Raw genomic sequence first — 17,041 nt, 5'->3', positions numbered from 1 at the left:
AAGCCACTGCATACCATACATCCTGTATAGCAGTTCTTCTTCATCCATGAAGCCACTGCATGCCATACATCCTGTATAGCAGTTCTTCTTCATCCATGAAGCCACTGCATACCATACATCCTGTATAGCAGTTCTTCTTCATCCATGAAGCCACTGCATACCATACATCCTGTATATAAAAAACCACTGCCGGGGCAGTGGTTTAATATTAAGCTTTAGTCTACCTGACTTAACAGCCAACTAGATTACTCAGTAGCGTTTTCTTCCTGAGCTTCGCTGTCAACAGGTCTGGTTAACAACAACTCGCGCAGGCGGCCGTCAATTTCCTGGGCCATTTCCGGGTGCTGATCCAAATATTTAGTGGCATTTGCTTTACCCTGACCAATACGCTCACCGTTATAGCTGTACCAGGCACCGGCTTTTTCTACCATTTTGTGCTGTACGCCCAGGTCGATTAATTCGCCCAGGTTGTTGATGCCTTCACCGTAAAGGATTTGGAATTCCACTTGTTTAAACGGCGGCGCAATTTTGTTTTTAACCACCTTAACCCGGGTTTCGTTACCGACAATTTCATCGCCGCTTTTCACCGCACCGATACGACGGATATCTAAACGAACCGAAGCATAGAATTTCAAGGCATTACCACCTGTGGTGGTTTCCGGGCTACCGAACATCACACCAATTTTCATCCGGATTTGGTTGATGAAGATCAGCATAGTATTTGACTGCTTCAGGTTACCGGTTAACTTACGCATCGCCTGGGATAACATACGGGCCTGTAAACCCATGTGAGAGTCACCCATGTCTCCTTCGATTTCCGCTTTCGGCGTTAAAGCCGCCACCGAGTCGACCACGATAACATCGATAGCACCGGAGCGGGTTAACATGTCACAAATCTCTAGAGCCTGCTCACCGGTATCCGGCTGAGACACTAAAAGATCATTGATGTTAACACCGAGTTTTTCAGCATAAATCGGGTCAAGGGCGTGTTCGGCATCAACGAAAGCACAAATTTTACCGTTACGCTGGGCTTCGGCAATCACTTCCAGGGTTAACGTGGTTTTACCACTTGATTCCGGACCGTAAATTTCAACAACACGTCCTAAAGGCAAGCCACCGGCACCTAAGGCGACATCCAGACCCAGGGATCCGGTAGAAATAGTTTCGACTTCCATGCTGCGGTTTTCACCCAGTTTCATGATTGAGCCTTTACCAAACTGACGTTCAATCTGGCTTAACGCTGCTGAAAGTGCTTTTTCTTTGTTATCGTCCATTTATCGCTCCACAATTACGATAGGTTTAATCTGTTTCAATGACGCCAGTATACTGTATAGTCGTACAGTATCAAGTCCTTTCGTGATTTAAATTCATCCTTAGTGGGCAAAACCGAACTAACGCGCTGTTAATAAAGTAAAATTATTTTCATCTTTTAATGACTCCCCTCTTGTTGATAACACAGCCACAGTGTTTTTATACAGGTGTTTTTACTGGATAAATAATTTAAGGCAATCTGCCTGGTAATAACTAAAGATTCTCCCCTGAGGCTGTGGCATAATTCCCGGCAAATAATTTCCCGCATATTTAATGCCAGTTAACAAATAATCCAAGAGCAATGACGACGACAGATTTTTCCTCCCATACCCCGATGATGCGCCAGTATCTGACCATTAAAGCTGAGTTTCCCCATATATTGGTGTTCTACCGCATGGGAGATTTTTATGAGTTGTTTTTCGACGATGCCAAAAAAGCCTCGGATTTATTAGATATCTCCCTCACCGCCCGGGGCAAATCCGGCGGCAATGCCATCCCTATGGCGGGGGTACCTTATCATGCGGTGGAAACTTATCTGGCAAAATTAGTCCAGCTGGGTGAGTCGGTGGCCCTTTGTGAGCAAATTGGCGATCCCGCTACCAGCAAAGGCCCGGTAGAGCGTAAAGTAGTAAAAGTCGTCACCCCGGGTACCGTCAGCGACGAGGCATTATTATCGGACCGGCAGGATAACCTGATTGTCGCCATCGCCGAAACGGCTCAGGGCTTTGGTTTAGCTTATCTCGACATGACCAGCGGTCGCTTTGTCTTAACCGAGCCCAGAAGCAGCGAACAGTTACAGGCAGAATTACAACGTTTATCGCCGGCAGAATTGCTTTATCCCGAGTCTTTCTCCGAAATGGCGTTAATCGACCACAGAAAGGGCCTGCGCCGTCGCCCCGACTGGGAATACGATCTCGATACCGCGGTAAAATTACTCAACAAACAATTTGGCACCAAGGAACTATCGGGTTTTGGCGTGAGCGAGCAAACCCGTGGCCTGGCCGCCGCCGGCTGCCTGTTCCAATATGTCAAAGACAGCCAGCGCACCGCCCTGCCCCATATCCGCGCCATTATCAGCGAGTCTTCCGCCACCGGGGTAGTGCTCGATGCCGCCACCCGGCGTAACCTGGAATTAACCATCAATCTCTCCGGCGGCCAGGAAAATACCCTGGCAGCCATTTTGGATAAAAGCGCCACCCCCATGGGATCACGGCTGTTAAAACGCTGGTTGCACTTCCCGCTGAGGGAGCTGCGTACCCTGACTAACAGGCAAAATGCCATCAGCGATATCTTAGCGCAAGACCTGCAGGAAGAGCTTTTCGACTTGCTCAAACCTTTAGGGGATGTTGAGCGTATCGTCTCCCGTATTGCGTTAAGATCCGCCCGGCCGCGGGATTTCGCCCGCTTGCGTAATGCCCTGCAGCAACTGGATGAAATACAACAGGTATTGGCGGTCAGCCCGAAAGATTATTTATTGCAACTGGCACGGGATACTAAGCCTATGCCGCAAATCCAGCACTTGCTGGAACAGGCGATAGTCGACAATCCGCCGGTACTGATCCGCGACGGCGGCGTAATTGCTCCCGGTTATCACCAGGAGCTGGACAGGTTAAGGGATTTAAGCGACGGCGCCACCGACTTCCTCGCCCAAATAGAGGAAAGGGAAAAAGCCCGCACCGGCATCCACAGCCTGAAAGTCGGCTATAACAAGGTGCACGGCTTCTTTATCGAAGTGGGCCGCGCCTCCTCCGGCGATGTGCCGCCGGAATATATCCGCCGCCAGACCCTGAAAAACAACGAACGTTATATTACCGAAGAGCTGAAGCAGCACGAAGAAACCGTACTCAGCGCCCAGAGTAAATTCCTGGCGCTGGAAAAACGCTTATACGACGAGCTTTTCGACAAAGTCTTGCCGGAACTGGCGCAATTACAACAGCTGGCCCAGGGCCTGGCAGAGCTGGACGTCCTTAATACCTTCGCCGAAAGAGCGGAAACCTTAAATTATGTCAAACCTGTCTTAAGCGACAAACCCGGGGTCGAAATAGAAGCCGGCCGCCACCCGGTAGTAGAGCAAATGACGGAAGATGCCTTTATCGCCAACCCGGTTGCCTTAAACCAGGACAGGAAAATGCTGATCATTACCGGCCCGAACATGGGCGGTAAATCAACCTATATGCGCCAAACCGCCTTAATCGTACTCTTGGCCCATATCGGCTGTTATGTACCGGCCAGCACGGCCAAAATCGGCATGGTGGATCGCATTTTCACCCGTATCGGCGCCTCCGACGATCTCGCCAGCGGCCGCTCGACCTTTATGGTAGAAATGACGGAAACCGCCAATATTCTCCATAATGCCACAGATAAAAGCCTGGTCTTGCTCGATGAAATCGGCCGCGGCACCAGTACCTATGACGGTTTATCCCTGGCCTGGGCCTGCGCCGAAATGCTCGCCAATAAAACCCGCGCCTTTACCCTGTTTGCCAGCCATTATTTCGAACTGACCCTGCTGGCCGAACAAATCCCCAGCCTGGCCAATGTGCACCTGGATGCGGTTGAACATAACGACAATATTATTTTTATGCATGCAGTGCAGGAAGGGGCCGCCAGCAAGAGTTTCGGCTTGCAGGTAGCTCAGCTTGCCGGGGTGCCGAAAACCGTGATCCACAGGGCGAAACAAAGATTGAGCGAACTGGAAAATCAGCAGGCGCCCTCGATATTGCCCGCAACCGAGGCCAGCTTCGAGCAGCTGCCGCTGATGGATAATAACCACCCGGTGATCGATACTTTAGCCGCCACAGATATTAATGACTTAAGCCCCAGACAGGCACTGGATTTACTCTTTAACCTCAAGGAACAGCTGTAACACCAGCAGATGACTGACTTGTAAACATGAAACCCCGTCACAGATAATAAAACTTCTGCGGCGGGATTTCTATTTTTTAAAACACGGAAAACAAGGGCGAATATTCAATCTTTAACCAGCCCTTGTATAAACCGATAATGCAGGTTAATAATGCAAACTAACCCGTAAATCTAAACTCTCCAGATCCTCACCGGGTAAGTCATCTTCACTATATTCAACGGAAAAGGTGGTGTGTGGATTATAAAAATAATTCAAACCGAGACGGTAGGTTTTCAAATCAAGTTCATCGGCCGCCGAATAATCAAAGTAGATACCGGTTTTTTCACTCACAGCATAAGAAGACTCGGCAATAAGGTAGCTCTCATCCTTTAAGGTAGCATTAAAGGCTTTATCCAAAGAAACATATTCCAAAGATAAATCAACCGCTCCTTGTTGCCAGCCCAAACCGGCTGCCCATATATCTTCATTATTATTTATCATGCCCCCCAGATAGCGTGACTCATAAACCAGGTTGGCATAAAAGCCGGAGCCAAACAGGCTGCTCCCGGTCCACTGCAAATAATAATTATCTGAGATATCAGAGCCCTCTTCGGCAAGGGTGACATCGACAGAGCCCGAGTTGAAATAGTCTTTTTGATCAAAGACCCCCACTCTGATGCGCTGGGTATCACTATAGCGCCAATCGGCGGTTAATGCCGGACCGGCCTGATTGGAAAAAGCAAAAGCATCACCGGCGCCATACTCGATACTGCCTTGAATACTATGGTCTCCCGGATAGCCTTCAGGCTTTAAACCTATCAACAGGGGTTGCGCCCCCATAGTGACATCAAAGCCTTGCCAGCCAAAATCTTTAATGACAATGAAGGCATCTTTAATATCAACATCGCCATCTTCATTGGGATCGTCAAGACTGGTTATTTCGGTACCGACCACAAACACGCCAGTGATATTCTCATATTCACTGGTGATGGCAAGTGCCGCCTTAGTGATGCCTAGCCGATCATCACCATGGCCATCGCCGTAACGATCACCATGCCCGGCATCGGCACGGATAAACCGGCCAAATTTAAAGCTAAATCCACTATCCTCCTTTACCTGAGTCTCAGTATTTTTATCATGCCCAGATGCTTGAACCTTATTGCCGGGGGATGAACTTAGTACCTTACGCAATCGTTTGTTTTCTGCTTGTAAATCTTGTATTGCCTGCCACATTTCCTCCGCACTGGGGAGGTTTTCTGCATTGCTTACGGGAGAGATTAAAACGGCGAATCCGACTACTAACGAGCAACTTATTTTCCTGTCCATGAATATGTCCTCGGTTTTTATGAGTGGGTACTTCGCAGCTAAGTATAGACGGGTTTCTGCAGTAAATTAGCGGCTTGGGGAAGAAAACGGGCTCAAATAAAAATTAGTGACTTTTATCCGATTTGCACACTTCACCCCCTTAGTGCTTAATGAATTTATGTTGTAGTCGAGGCAAAATGCGGGAAAGTGTTTCGAAATATAATTGATGACAAGTGATTTTCTAAATCTCCCCAAAAAAACCTCACTCACTGCTGCTGAAAAAACTAAAAAGCTATTTCACTTTATAACCAAGAACCAGCCATCACTGTTGATTTTTACAGCCTTTTGTACTATGACTAATAGGTGAATAATTCACCAGCGGAGGTGCTTAACAAAGAGAACTAACAGATAAACCAAGCGCTCCCCCTAAGTGATAGCAACACTCAGAGGAAGCTAACCACAACAGATAAAGAAGGTATCCATCATGGCTAACTCTAATGATATGCCAGAGTTTCACGCGGTTAAAGTTTCTTTAACAGAAGATATACCTAACCTTATACCTCACCCCAGGCAACTGCCAATAACCTGTAGCAAGCTTGCCCGTTACTGTGTACAACCAAGCATCATAGGAGGGCAGTATCATGTCTGAATCAACTAGCCCAAATACTAATTACGAAGCTAAGCGAAAACAGCTATCAAGTGAGTGTCTTGAGCTTTGTGACGACTTTAGCAGGTTTAGCGATGAATGCTCCTTTCTCTGTGATGCCTTCGCCGCAGTGGCCCGCGAGCCCGAATGCATCACCCCGCCAACTAGTGAAGGTATCTGGTATGTATGCTATCGTTTGAAAATGCAGATCAGGGACTACCGGGATAAAATGAATAAGATCCTCCAGGGATTGCGCGATCTAAAGCCTGAACAACCGGTTTAACTATCGGTTTGGTGATGAGGAAAAGATTTAGGTGAGCTAACACAGGCAATCGCCAGCTATGTTGATGGCCCACCCGGCTTAAAACCCTCCCTTATTCTCTATCGGGTATAAACTACTGACGCTGCATTTAATAAACATGTTCCCTGCATTCGTATTTTCAGGGCGAAGTTTCTCGGTATCCATAAAGCCACTTAATACCAAGCCTTCATACATAAAAAAGCCTCACCGCCAAAGGCGACAAGGCTTAAAAACTACAGAGTGTACTGATACTTACCGCTAAGGTATCTATCGTTAGTTTTGGAAAATTGCTTCTATCGACAAGTTTTGCTGACTTAAAATATCGCGCAGGCGTTTCAATGCTTCTACCTGAATTTGTCTTACCCGCTCCCGAGTCAGCCCAATTTCCACGCCAACATCTTCCAAGGTGGCCGCTTCATATCCCATTAAACCAAAACGGCGCGCCAGTACTTCCCGCTGCTTGGAGTTAAGCTCATTCAGCCAGTGGATAATATTATTGTTCATATCTTCCGACTGCAGGTCCCCTTCCGGGCCACCGCTTTTTTCATCGGGGATCACATCCAGCAGGGCTTTTTCGGTATCGCCGCTAAAGGGAGAGTCGACGGAGGTAATACGCTCGTTGAGCCTGAGCATTTTGCTGACATCCGCCACCGGCTTATCAAGCGCTGCTGCTATTTCTTCGGCTGTCGGTTCATGGTCAAGTTTTTGCACCAGCTCTCGGGCGGCACGTAAGTAGATATTAAGCTCTTTGACAACATGGATAGGTAAACGTATGGTACGGGTCTGGTTCATGATCGCCCGTTCGATCGTCTGTCGTATCCACCAGGTGGCGTAGGTGGAAAAGCGGAAGCCCCGTTCGGGATCAAATTTTTCTACGGCGCGGATCAGTCCTAAATTTCCTTCTTCGACTAAATCCAGTAACGGCAAACCTCGGTTGTTATAGCGCCGCGCTATTTTAACCACTAACCTTAGATTGCTTTCGATCATGCGTTTACGGGATGGTTCGTCACCTTTAAGTGCCAGACGAGAAAAATAAACTTCCTCTTCTGCGGTCAGTAACGGGGAAAAACCAATTTCACTCAAATACAACTGGGTTGCATCCAAGTTCGCCGAAACCTCATCCTGAGCCTTTAATGAGACCTCCTGTTCGCTGCTCTTATCATCAATAACAACTTCATTTAGTTCTTTTTGTTTGCCCATGCTATATCTCCCATAATTTAGCAAAGCTTAAAAATACTGATTAAATATTCACGTTGGCTCCAATAATCCGTTTATAGATATTATTATTTTTTTGGTAAGTACTTCAGTGGATTGACCGACTTGCCCCGAAAGCGAACTTCAAAATGAAGCATGACTCTTTCGGATTCGGTATCTCCCATGTTGGCGATAACATCACCTGCTTTAACAAGTTGCTGCTCTTTCACTTTAATCTGGTCATTGTGGGCGTAGGCACTTAAATAATCATCGTTATGTTTGACGATAATTAAATTTCCATATCCCCTTAACGCGTTGCCCGCATACACGACTTTACCCGCTGCGGCGGCTTTAACCGCGTTGCCCCGACGACCGGCAATATCTATTCCTTTGTTGCCTTGGGGTGCAGTTGAAAATTTCGCAATTACCTTTCCCGCCGCCGGCCACTGCCATTCACGAATTTTTTGTGAATAGTTGTCCTGGGGTAAAGTTGATTTTTTGCTTAATTTTTGTTCACTTGCACTCTTACCATACGCTTGCTTTTTAATCGGTGCAACTGGTTTCTTCACTACTTTAGCAATGGTCTTACCAGAGTTTTTAGTCGATTTTTTAGCGGAGGCAGCGACTTTACTCGCTTTCGCCACTTTTGGCGTCAAGGTTAATTTTTGACCGGGGAAGATCCGATAGGGGGCATTTATGCTGTTTATTTTCGCCAGCTTCCTGACATCAAGATTGGCACGCCAGGCAATAGAATATAAGGTTTCGCCTTTCTTCACCGTATATTCGGTGGCGCTGATACTGTTTTTGACCCGCTTTTTCAAAGGCACGCTGCCGTGGACATCGCCAACCGGCGCCGGGGTCTGCCGGCTGCTACAGGCGGATAACAGCAAACAACAAAAGAAAACCGCGGCACTGCCACGGTTAAAATTTAATATTTCCTTAATAATATCAGTCATCTTATTGCCATTATTTGCCACGATAAAAAACACTTAAAAACCCGGTTCAAAGATAACGCCGTTAAAAATGCTTATCAAGATTAAATCTGTAAGACAAACTTTCAAAAAACATCAGCGGCTGAGGAAGTATGCCATGATCGCCAATATCACTACACCCCAGCCCAGGGCATCCACCCATTGCCTCAGTTTTTGCTCCATTTTTTCGCCGCCCCACTGAATAAGGCCCGCTACCAGGAAAAAGCGCATGCCGCGCCCCACCGCCGAGGCAAATAAAAACGGCAAAAAGGCCATTTGCAGGAAACCGGCGCTGACGGTGAATAACTTATAGGGGATCGGGGTAAAGCCCGCTAAAAACACCACCCAAAAGCCCCAGCGGGTAAACCAGTCGGTGACTTGATCAAAACGCGCCTGATAACCCAGCTCAGTGATCACCGGCTGAATCCAGGGTTCAAACATCAGATAACCCAATACATAACCGACAATACCACCGATCACAGACGAGACTGTGGTCAACGCTGCCAGCGACCAGGCTTTTTTCGGCTTCGCCAGCACCATAGGGGCAAGCAAGACATCCGGGGGAATAGGAAAAAATACCGACTCGGCAAAGGTTAATACTGCCAGGGCTTTCGGCGCCAGCTTATGCTCGGCCCAGCGCATGGTCCACTCATATAGGGCGGAAAAAATTCTCATAATAGGGTTCCCGGTACCAGGGGAACAAAACGCACCGCCTCTACCTGTTGTTCGTGAAACTGATCACCCTTGCGGGTGATGATTTTTAATACCTGCTGCTGCTCCCCCACCGGGATCACCAAACGGCCGTTGTCGCTCAGTTGTTCAAGCAGGGCCTGCGGTACCTGGTTGGGAGCGGCGGTAACGATTATGGCTTCAAACGGCGCCTTACTGGCCCAGCCCTGCCAGCCATCGCCGTGTTTCATCGACACATTGTGCAGATCCATGGCCTGCAATCGTCTTTTCGCCTGCCATTGCAGCGATTTAATGCGCTCCACCGAAAATACCCGGTTGGTTAACTGCGCCAGGATCGAGGTCTGATAGCCGGAGCCGGTGCCGATTTCCAAAATGCTGCCGGGCGTTCCCCCGGCCAGCAATAACTCAGACATTTTGGCGACAATATAAGGCTGAGAGATGGTTTGTCCCTGGCCTATCGGCAGCGCGGTATTGTCATAGGCCTTATGGGCCAGTATTTCCGGCACGAAAATATGGCGCGGGCTGCGGGCAATGGCTTGTAATACCTGCTGGTTTTGAATACCTTCAGCAAAGAGTTTTTGCGCAAGAATTTCTCCGCTGCGCCCGGACTTGCCGCCGATATTGCTGTGTACTCTGCTCTTGTTTAAAGTCATAGCGTCAATTCACTCATCCACTCGGTCATTTGCTCCATGCTTTTATAGGCGGTCATATCCACGGTTAACGGCGTAACCGAGGCATAACCATTGGCGACCGCGTGAAAATCAGTGCCTTCGCCGGCATCCTGCTCCCGGCCTAACGAGCCATACCAGTAAATATCGCGGCGCCAGGGATCTTGTGTTTTTTCCATGGTTTCCGCTTTATGGCGGTTGCCCAAGCGGGTCACCTTAATGCCTTTTAAGTCTTCAATGGCAACATCGGGAACATTTAAATTGATGATTTGATCCGCCGGCAGCGGATGCTGCTGTAAACGCTTAATCAGCTGGGCAGCCACTATGGCTGCCGTTTGGTAATGTTGCTCATGTTTGCCCACCAGGGAAACGGCAATCGCCGGCATCCCCATATGACGGCCTTCGGTGGCGGCGGCCACCGTACCGGAGTAAAGCACATCATCGCCTAAGTTGGCGCCGTTATTGATCCCCGCCACCACCAGATCCGGCAGAGGATCCATCAACTGGCTGATACCAAGATGCACCGAGTCGGTCGGCGTACCGTTAACGGAAATAAAGCCGTTATCCAGCGTTTGCGCCCGCAAAGGATTTAATAAGGTCAGGGAGTTACTGGCGCCGCTGCAATTTCTGTCGGGGGCAATAACCTTTACCCCGGCAAATTTCACCAGCTCCTGGTGCAGTACCTTGATACCTAAGGCATGCACACCATCATCATTGCTTAATAAAATATTCATCTTGTTATCCATTTAAAAAGACCGCTTTGGGGTTAACCGGCCGCAGGTTTTGTTTCATCCGCGCTGGCTTGGTTGCGCCCGACGGCCCGCTCGGTGAGATCGGTATAATCAACTAATTCCCTTAAAATGGTCGTGGCATAACAGCCCGACGGCAGGGAGAAAGTTAAGGTCACGCTGTCTTGTGCTGTGCTGATATTTGTGCCGGCAACATTTAAACGAATACGTCGCCTTTCCTGTTTTAAACCAAACTTGGGCAACCCCTGACAAAAGTCCGGGTGCTGCGCCATCAGCGCTTGCTCAAAAGCCAACACCGAGCCGGTGGTTTTCAGCTCTCCCGCTCCCCACATGGGCGCGGTAATATCGATATCCTTGTCACTCAAGCGCCCTGTTAACACCTCGTCGATTTCCTCGGCTAAAAATACCGATTGCGTGCCTGCCAGCATACAAACATCGCCCGGCGCCAGGACATCAAAGGTGTTATCCTCAATCCTTTGGCTGACCACCTTATTAAACAAATAAGAGCGTGCCGCCGATAAATAGATACCGCGCTTTTTCTTGTCTTTCACCTTAGTACCGGCAAAGAGCTCTTCGGCCCTGGCAATATTGCCGCCGTCGATGCCAAAACGCTGTTCGCCAAAATAATTGGGCACACCGTGGGCAACAATTTGCTGCCACTTTTGCTTTAAGCTCTCAATATTGGTGACATTGCGCAAGGTAATTTCAAAGCGGTTACCGGTTAAGGCACCGGTCTTGAGTTTTTTATTGTGGCGGGCATATGAGAGCACTTCGACCCCGTCAATAACCAGATCGCTGAGATCATAAACCTGTTTTCCGGGCACATGTACCCCGAACCACTGCTCGGTCACCGCAAACCTGTCTTTTAACCCGGCATAAGAAACCAGGGCTTCTTTGACCTTAAAGTATTTGGCCAACTGCCTGGCGACATAAACGGTATTGGCGCCGGTTTTACGGATATGGATAAGCAGGTGCTCACCTTCTCCGCAGGGAGAAAAAGGCAGCTGTTCAAATACTTTAAAGTCGCTCATTTGTGCTCTCAGCTCACCCCTGGATTGAGGTTTGCCATGGAAATAAGCGAGTTGGGAAACTACATCGGTTGTCATTATTGCTCAGTTGCCTTATATCTATCGGTTTAGCTGTTCTTTACCCTAAGGGCAGATCAGCAGGTCTCTTCTTTAAAAATGGTGCCAGATGCCGGGTTAAACTTTTTCCAGCAGGGTAACCGCATGGACTTCGATGCCTTCCTTGCGCCCGGCAAAACCCAATTTTTCTGTGGTGGTGGCTTTGACATTCACCTGGTCGACATCGCAGTTTAAATCCTGTGCCAGGCATTGGCGCATTGCCAACAGATGCGGCGCCATTTTAGGGGCCTGCGCGACTATAGTGACATCGGCATTACCGATTTGATAGCCTTTTGCCACCATCAGGCCGACCACATGACGCAATAAAATACGGCTGGAAATATTTTCATATTGCGCCTCGGTATCGGGAAAATGGTTACCGATATCCCCGAGAGCCAGCGCGCCTAAGATAGCATCACATAAGGCATGAATGGCAACGTCACCGTCTGAGTGGGCAATAAAACCTTGCTCATACTCCACTTCCACCCCGGCCAAAACCAGGGGGCCCGGACCGCCAAATTTATGTACGTCATAACCATGACCTATGCGCATATCTTTTCCTGTTTTTTCCTGTTTTATTATTGGTGACCGCCTTTTGGCTTAGTCGTTTGCTTGCTGCCGAAGAAGAATAAACTCCGCCATCGCCAAGTCGTCGGGGCGGGTAATTTTCAGGTTCTCACTGCTGCCCGCCACCAAAACACTGGTGTGGTTAACATACTCCATCGCCGAAGATTCATCGGTGATCTGGATGTTATCTTCAAGGGCCTTTTCTATTGCCGCTTTCAGCTTGGCAGCCGGATACATCTGCGGTGTCAGCGCATGCCATAAGGCTTCACGCTCTACGGTTTCCAGCACCTGGTCCGAAGCATCACTGCGTTTCATGGTATCCCTGACCGGATAAGCCAATAAGCCGCCTTCGCCACTTTCCCGGCAACGCTTGATCAGGGCATCAATATCTTGTCCCGGCACACAGGGGCGGGCGGCATCGTGCACCAGCACCCAGGGATAACAAGAGCTGTCGATGGCTTTTAATCCTGCCAGCACCGAATCTACCCGCTCCTTGCCGCCAAAAACGGTAGTCACATCCGGATGCCCCGCCAGGCCGGTCTCATGAAAATAACCGTCTTGTGGGCTGATGGCGATCACCACATGTTTTATATCTGCCACCGACAACAAACGGTTTACGGTATGCTCTAAAATAGTCAGGCCATCAAGTTGCAGATATTGTTTCGGACAAGCCGATAACATCCGCTTACCGACCCCGGCAGCCGGGACTATTGCCACTAAAGCTTTATCTGTGGCAGCTGTGTTTAACGTCATTAACGGCTTTCCTGCGTGGCGTTTTTATCTTTGGGAATAATGCGGAAAAAGGTTTCACCGCTTTTGATCATGCCCAATTCGTTGCGGGCACGCTCTTCAATGGCTTCGACCCCGGATTTGAGATCATCGGTGTCGGCATATAATAATTTATTTCTTTGGGTAAGCTTGTCGTTGTCGAGCTTTTGCCGGACCACTTCCTCTTCCAGCGCCAGGTAGTCGGGCACACTGTTTTTCCCGAACCAAAGGCGGTATTGCAATAACAGCAAAAACACCAGTAAAACAGCAGTGATCACCCGCATAGCGTAAAAGCCTCAACCTAAGCCTAAAGAAAGCCAAAAAAAGCATAAAGAAATAAAGCACCCATTATAATTGCGTGCCTGCTGCTGTAAATAAAATTGACGATTAAATAAGGGGGTCAGGCTAAATAAACAGGGATTGCTTGAAGTTTTGCCAGTTTATCGCACATGACAGCAAAAGTTCCCGCAAAGTTGGCATCACAGGCTGGACTTTTTTATTGTTTTGCCAGCTGTGTCCGCAGCAGGCGGCCATCATTACTTTTTTATTCGGTTTTAACAATTGGAAAGTTTGCGCCTGAGCCTTGCTTTCTTCCCTGAACCAGCCACAGACATTGGTGCGAAAACCCTGTCCCTGTTTATCGAGGCGATCGATACAGTCAAGAATAATACGATCGGCCAAAGCAACCGGCACCACCAGGCCAGGGCGCGGCTTGCTCGTTTGGTACCATTGCCAGATAGCCGATTCATCCTGTCCGGATAACGGCATTTTTGTCCCCTGCTTGGCAGACCAGCTGCCGTTAACCGTATCTAAGTCCAGCGGGCACTGGCTTTGGATCATGGCATGGGCGGTGCGCTTGATATAATACGGCAGGCTTTTGATCCTGTGCTGGATAGCAGCGGCACTAGTTAACTCGGCCTGGGCCAAAATGGCTAACTCCCGCTCATAAAGGGCATTACACAATTCGGCATATTGTGCCGTGTGCTGGTCATCTTGCCAAATTGATGTTTGAGTCATAAGCGTGCGTACTTTCTCAGGACAATTCCTTGCAATATCAGCATCAGGCCAGTGCCTGGACTGCCTCCCCTAACTTAGCATACTTGGTTTTACTCAATAATTGCAATGAGTTAAAAAAAGAGAGCAGGGTTAGAGACTTACAATGATGGTTTTATCCGCCGTTTTTACTAACAGGCAAGCAAGGGTTGGAAAGATTGATAAGGCCCCTTAAGCACTAACATAACGTATTAACTTAAGGGGCCAGGCGACTCAGGCAAGATTAAAAGCTGATTTTCCAGCGATCGATATTGCCGGTATCAATATTGGCATTATCTACCACCTTGAGGGTCCAGGTGCCCTGGGAATTGATAGCACCGACATCCACGCTGTAGGTCTGGCTGATGTTATTGCTACCATTACCGGTGCGATTATGGAGGTTAAAGCTGCTGCCATCGGGGGCAATAACATCCACAGTCAAGTCACCGATATAGGTATGGATAATATCGACCTCAACACTGACAGTGCCGGACGCACCGCTGCGGTCAACATTGATGGTACTGCTGGCACCGACAGTGCTGTTATCCGGAATTGCCACATCCGTGGTATTTTCATAGCCGGATACCGTGCCCGTGGTATAAGTACCGGTCAGGCTCACGCCGCTATAGGCACTATATCCCCTGAGCATCACCTGGTAGGTGCCTGCCTGGATATTAGTGATGGTACAGGTTTCCTCATTGCCGTTTTTATAGGGACGACAATCATAGCCATTGGCCGGATCGGCATTAAATTTGACATAAAGATCGGCATCACCGCTGCCGCCGGTCATGACAAAACTCAATGAGTTGGCATCCGCCGGCACTTCCATGGTGAAGTAACTATCCTCTCCTCTTGCGCCACTCAATCCGGTTTTCGCGACGCCGTTTTCCAGCTGGTTATCGGGATCGGGGATCACCACATCGTCGGAGACCTGCAGGAACATCGCCGAAACCGCCCCCCAGGTACCGCCAGCATCCTGTGCCCTTAAGTAAACCGTGTGCTGGCCGGCCGCTAAGCCGGTAGTATCGATAGTGACATCACCGCTTTCGGTTTTACTGTTAAAGCTGCCGTCGCTGGCGGACAAGCTGATGGCCACCGCGCCGTTTTCCCAGGGCGGGGTATCCAGGTAATATTCTATCGCACTGATATTCTGGGTTGATTCGGTGCCGTTACGGGAGCTGAAACGATCATCGCTGGCGGTAGCCGCCAAAGTACCGCTGCTGTTTGGCGGGATAGTACCGCTGTTGCTGCTGCCGTTAATGGTCAGGGCGGTAATATCCGGTCCACCCGGGGTAATATAGGGGGCACCGACCACTTTCGCCGCATACACCAGCGCCGGCAGGTTATCCGGCACTATGGTATTTTCAAAGACAGAGCAGCTTTGGAAAAAGCTGGTGCCGAGCTCAAAGGTAAAAGCCGCCACCCCTAATTCGCCATAACTGACATTGTCACTGGTGCCGTCGGTGGGATATAAACCAACCGATTGCTGCGGCATATACCCGTTAAAATCCGCCAGCTTCCTGCCCAGCGTCTGCAAAGCGGTGCCGTTAGGCGCCGCCTGGCTGGTATCCCCCCAGGGCCATAAAATCAGCTCACTGTAACTGTGGATATCCAGATGTATGCCCTGGGTATCTGCAGGGGCGGCATCATTGCTGCCGGTGCCGCGCCGGTCGGGGAAGATAGAGCGGACATAATTTTCCAGCGCCTGGATTTCCGGTTCAGAACCGGCCGTCGGTCCGCGGTAGGTACTGCTGCACTGGTTGCCGCTCGAGCCCTGGCCGTTGGTGGAGTTCCAGCTGAAGGTGAAGTTACGGTTTAAGTCCGCGCCACGACTGCTGGAAGTCGTACCGCAGTAATTCTCATTGGTGTTTTTACGCCAAGATAACCCGGTTTCCGCTTGCTTGCGGCCGTCGGGATTCGTTTGCATCATCCAGTGAATCTCATGGGCATCGAGCAGCCAGGTGGCATCTGCATCGGTGCCGTAGCCATTAAGCAACCAGTTGGCAAATTCCATGATCAGCGGCGCGGTAGTATATTCCCGGGCATGGATGGCGGTGTTGATAAATAAGATAGGTTTATCACCGCTGGTATTCTTATTGGTAAGTTTGAGTACCCGGATATCGTATCCCCCCTGGTTCTGGGTTTTCATCCAGGAGTCACCGACATCGATAAGCTCTGCCAGGTTGGTATTGTTTGCAACCATGGCTTCCGCCTGGGTAAAGGTTTCTTCCACCGTCTGGTAACAGCTATAGCCGGGGATCGACTGAATTTCCGGCAGTGCCTGCAATGCTTGAGGGGTATCAGTCAATGTTCGCTTTTTTTCCAGCATTTGCTGCTCAAGACGTAACAGACGCTGATCTCTTTGTTTGATAAAGGCTTGCGCCTGCTCGAATTTATAGCCGAAAGGTTTCAGTTTCGCCATTTCCTCTTCGCTCAGCTCAAGGATTAAATAACCTTCACTGAGGTGGGATTCAAGCAAATTGCTGTGAAAGCTGATCGCCGTTTTGCGGGCAATCTCTTCATTGGGAAAATACGCCCGGTAAATATTGGTCACCGCCATTTCCTGCGTGATGCCGTCCAGGGTTTGCTCCAACTGATGGTTACCCGCCTGGGATGCCGGCAGTACACCGCCAAGCGCCAAGGCTACCAGGCTTGATAGTTTTGATACTTTTCTCATTGTTTAGTCCTTTAATTTCGTATTATTGTCGGCAACCAGGCCAAGACACATTAGCCGGATGCCAGATTAAGCCTAGTGGAAAATTTCAACTTTACGAATAAAAATTAAACATTTCGTTAACATTAAGATAAAAAAAGGCGAGATAAAGCAGCAAGTGGCTGGATATTAACTAACGATAAGTTAACAAACATAACCG

At 49.1% G+C, this 17,041-nt stretch carries 15 protein-coding genes; 2 read left to right on the top strand and 13 right to left on the bottom strand.

Translation table 11 applies throughout. The annotated features are described in order from the left end of the window. Nucleotides 1-245 precede the first annotated feature (245 nt). Nucleotides 246-1,274, bottom strand: a complete 1,029-nt coding sequence (gene recA, locus QL234_RS01665) for a recombinase RecA (protein ID WP_281556129.1) — start codon at nucleotides 1,272-1,274, stop codon at nucleotides 246-248. 338 nt (nucleotides 1,275-1,612) lie between these two features. Here recA and mutS point away from each other — a divergent pair, with 338 nt between their 5' ends. Beyond that, on the top strand, nucleotides 1,613-4,174 hold the full coding sequence (gene mutS / locus QL234_RS01660; RefSeq protein WP_281556128.1) for a DNA mismatch repair protein MutS: 2,562 nt from the start codon (nucleotides 1,613-1,615) through the stop codon (nucleotides 4,172-4,174). Nucleotides 4,175-4,318: 144 nt separating this feature from the next. Here mutS and QL234_RS01655 read toward each other — a convergent pair whose 3' ends face one another. Next, on the bottom strand, nucleotides 4,319-5,479 hold the full coding sequence (locus QL234_RS01655) for a hypothetical protein (protein ID WP_281556127.1): 1,161 nt from the start codon (nucleotides 5,477-5,479) through the stop codon (nucleotides 4,319-4,321). A gap of 620 nt (nucleotides 5,480-6,099) precedes the next feature. Here QL234_RS01655 and QL234_RS01650 point away from each other — a divergent pair. Continuing rightward, nucleotides 6,100-6,387, top strand: a complete 288-nt coding sequence (locus QL234_RS01650; RefSeq protein WP_281556126.1) for a hypothetical protein — start codon at nucleotides 6,100-6,102, stop codon at nucleotides 6,385-6,387. A gap of 291 nt (nucleotides 6,388-6,678) precedes the next feature. On the opposite strand, the gene rpoS is transcribed toward QL234_RS01650, so the two are convergent. The 11 genes from rpoS to QL234_RS01595 all read right to left on the bottom strand — a co-directional run bounded on the left by rpoS (nucleotide 6,679) and on the right by QL234_RS01595 (nucleotide 16,845). Further along, nucleotides 6,679-7,605 (bottom strand): RNA polymerase sigma factor RpoS, encoded by a 927-nt coding sequence (gene rpoS, locus QL234_RS01645; RefSeq protein WP_281556125.1) that lies wholly within the window; start codon nucleotides 7,603-7,605, stop codon nucleotides 6,679-6,681. An 83-nt stretch (nucleotides 7,606-7,688) separates the two neighbouring features. Further along, nucleotides 7,689-8,489, bottom strand: coding sequence for a peptidoglycan DD-metalloendopeptidase family protein (locus tag QL234_RS01640; RefSeq protein WP_281556124.1), 801 nt, complete (start codon nucleotides 8,487-8,489; stop codon nucleotides 7,689-7,691). A 177-nt stretch (nucleotides 8,490-8,666) separates the two neighbouring features. Next, entirely contained in the window at nucleotides 8,667-9,245 is a 579-nt protein-coding gene (locus QL234_RS01635; protein WP_281556123.1) for a YqaA family protein, read from the bottom strand. Continuing rightward, nucleotides 9,242-9,913 (bottom strand): protein-L-isoaspartate(D-aspartate) O-methyltransferase, encoded by a 672-nt coding sequence (locus QL234_RS01630; RefSeq protein WP_281556122.1) that lies wholly within the window; start codon nucleotides 9,911-9,913, stop codon nucleotides 9,242-9,244. Before QL234_RS01630 ends, QL234_RS01635 begins: the two co-directional genes overlap by 4 nt. Next, nucleotides 9,910-10,662, bottom strand: a complete 753-nt coding sequence (gene surE, locus QL234_RS01625) for a 5'/3'-nucleotidase SurE (RefSeq protein ID WP_281556121.1) — start codon at nucleotides 10,660-10,662, stop codon at nucleotides 9,910-9,912. Before surE ends, QL234_RS01630 begins: the two co-directional genes overlap by 4 nt. A gap of 32 nt (nucleotides 10,663-10,694) precedes the next feature. Beyond that, on the bottom strand, nucleotides 10,695-11,783 hold the full coding sequence (gene truD / locus QL234_RS01620) for a tRNA pseudouridine(13) synthase TruD (protein ID WP_281556120.1): 1,089 nt from the start codon (nucleotides 11,781-11,783) through the stop codon (nucleotides 10,695-10,697). Between the two features lie 96 nt (nucleotides 11,784-11,879). Continuing rightward, entirely contained in the window at nucleotides 11,880-12,353 is a 474-nt protein-coding gene (gene ispF, locus QL234_RS01615; protein WP_281556119.1) for a 2-C-methyl-D-erythritol 2,4-cyclodiphosphate synthase, read from the bottom strand. A gap of 48 nt (nucleotides 12,354-12,401) precedes the next feature. Next, nucleotides 12,402-13,121, bottom strand: a complete 720-nt coding sequence (ispD, locus tag QL234_RS01610; RefSeq protein ID WP_281556118.1) for a 2-C-methyl-D-erythritol 4-phosphate cytidylyltransferase — start codon at nucleotides 13,119-13,121, stop codon at nucleotides 12,402-12,404. After that, nucleotides 13,121-13,420, bottom strand: coding sequence for a cell division protein FtsB (ftsB, locus tag QL234_RS01605; protein WP_281556117.1), 300 nt, complete (start codon nucleotides 13,418-13,420; stop codon nucleotides 13,121-13,123). Before ftsB ends, ispD begins: the two co-directional genes overlap by 1 nt. Nucleotides 13,421-13,541: 121 nt before the next feature. Beyond that, entirely contained in the window at nucleotides 13,542-14,153 is a 612-nt protein-coding gene (locus QL234_RS01600) for a hypothetical protein (RefSeq protein WP_281556116.1), read from the bottom strand. A 259-nt stretch (nucleotides 14,154-14,412) separates the two neighbouring features. After that, the gene (locus QL234_RS01595) at nucleotides 14,413-16,845 is read right to left on the bottom strand and encodes a M14 family zinc carboxypeptidase (RefSeq protein ID WP_281556115.1); all 2,433 of its coding nucleotides are present in this window, start codon (nucleotides 16,843-16,845) and stop codon (nucleotides 14,413-14,415) included. Between the last annotated feature and the right edge of the window lie 196 nt (nucleotides 16,846-17,041).

It is taken from the genome of Thalassomonas sp. RHCl1 (assembly GCF_947387555.1).
Taxonomy (GTDB): Bacteria; Pseudomonadota; Gammaproteobacteria; order Enterobacterales; family Alteromonadaceae; genus Thalassomonas.
The sequence above is the reverse complement of the archived record's forward strand: the minus strand, read 5'-3'. Positions and strand labels throughout refer to the sequence as shown.

Excerpts from the sequence above, each read along its gene's own strand:
- QL234_RS01655 (WP_281556127.1), bottom strand. The coding sequence starts at position 5,479 with ATGGACAGGAAAATAAGTTGCTCGTTAGTAGTCGGATTCGCCGTTTTA.
- rpoS (WP_281556125.1), bottom strand. The coding sequence starts at position 7,605 with ATGGGCAAACAAAAAGAACTAAATGAAGTTGTTATTGATGATAAGAGC.
- QL234_RS01600 (WP_281556116.1), bottom strand. The coding sequence starts at position 14,153 with ATGACTCAAACATCAATTTGGCAAGATGACCAGCACACGGCACAATAT.
- QL234_RS01595 (WP_281556115.1), bottom strand. The coding sequence starts at position 16,845 with ATGAGAAAAGTATCAAAACTATCAAGCCTGGTAGCCTTGGCGCTTGGC.
- recA (WP_281556129.1), bottom strand. The coding sequence starts at position 1,274 with ATGGACGATAACAAAGAAAAAGCACTTTCAGCAGCGTTAAGCCAGATT.
- mutS (WP_281556128.1), top strand. The coding sequence starts at position 1,613 with ATGACGACGACAGATTTTTCCTCCCATACCCCGATGATGCGCCAGTAT.
- ispD (WP_281556118.1), bottom strand. The coding sequence starts at position 13,121 with ATGACGTTAAACACAGCTGCCACAGATAAAGCTTTAGTGGCAATAGTC.
- QL234_RS01635 (WP_281556123.1), bottom strand. The coding sequence starts at position 9,245 with ATGAGAATTTTTTCCGCCCTATATGAGTGGACCATGCGCTGGGCCGAG.
- QL234_RS01630 (WP_281556122.1), bottom strand. The coding sequence starts at position 9,913 with ATGACTTTAAACAAGAGCAGAGTACACAGCAATATCGGCGGCAAGTCC.
- QL234_RS01650 (WP_281556126.1), top strand. The coding sequence starts at position 6,100 with ATGTCTGAATCAACTAGCCCAAATACTAATTACGAAGCTAAGCGAAAA.
- ftsB (WP_281556117.1), bottom strand. The coding sequence starts at position 13,420 with ATGCGGGTGATCACTGCTGTTTTACTGGTGTTTTTGCTGTTATTGCAA.
- ispF (WP_281556119.1), bottom strand. The coding sequence starts at position 12,353 with ATGCGCATAGGTCATGGTTATGACGTACATAAATTTGGCGGTCCGGGC.
- truD (WP_281556120.1), bottom strand. The coding sequence starts at position 11,783 with ATGACAACCGATGTAGTTTCCCAACTCGCTTATTTCCATGGCAAACCT.
- surE (WP_281556121.1), bottom strand. The coding sequence starts at position 10,662 with ATGAATATTTTATTAAGCAATGATGATGGTGTGCATGCCTTAGGTATC.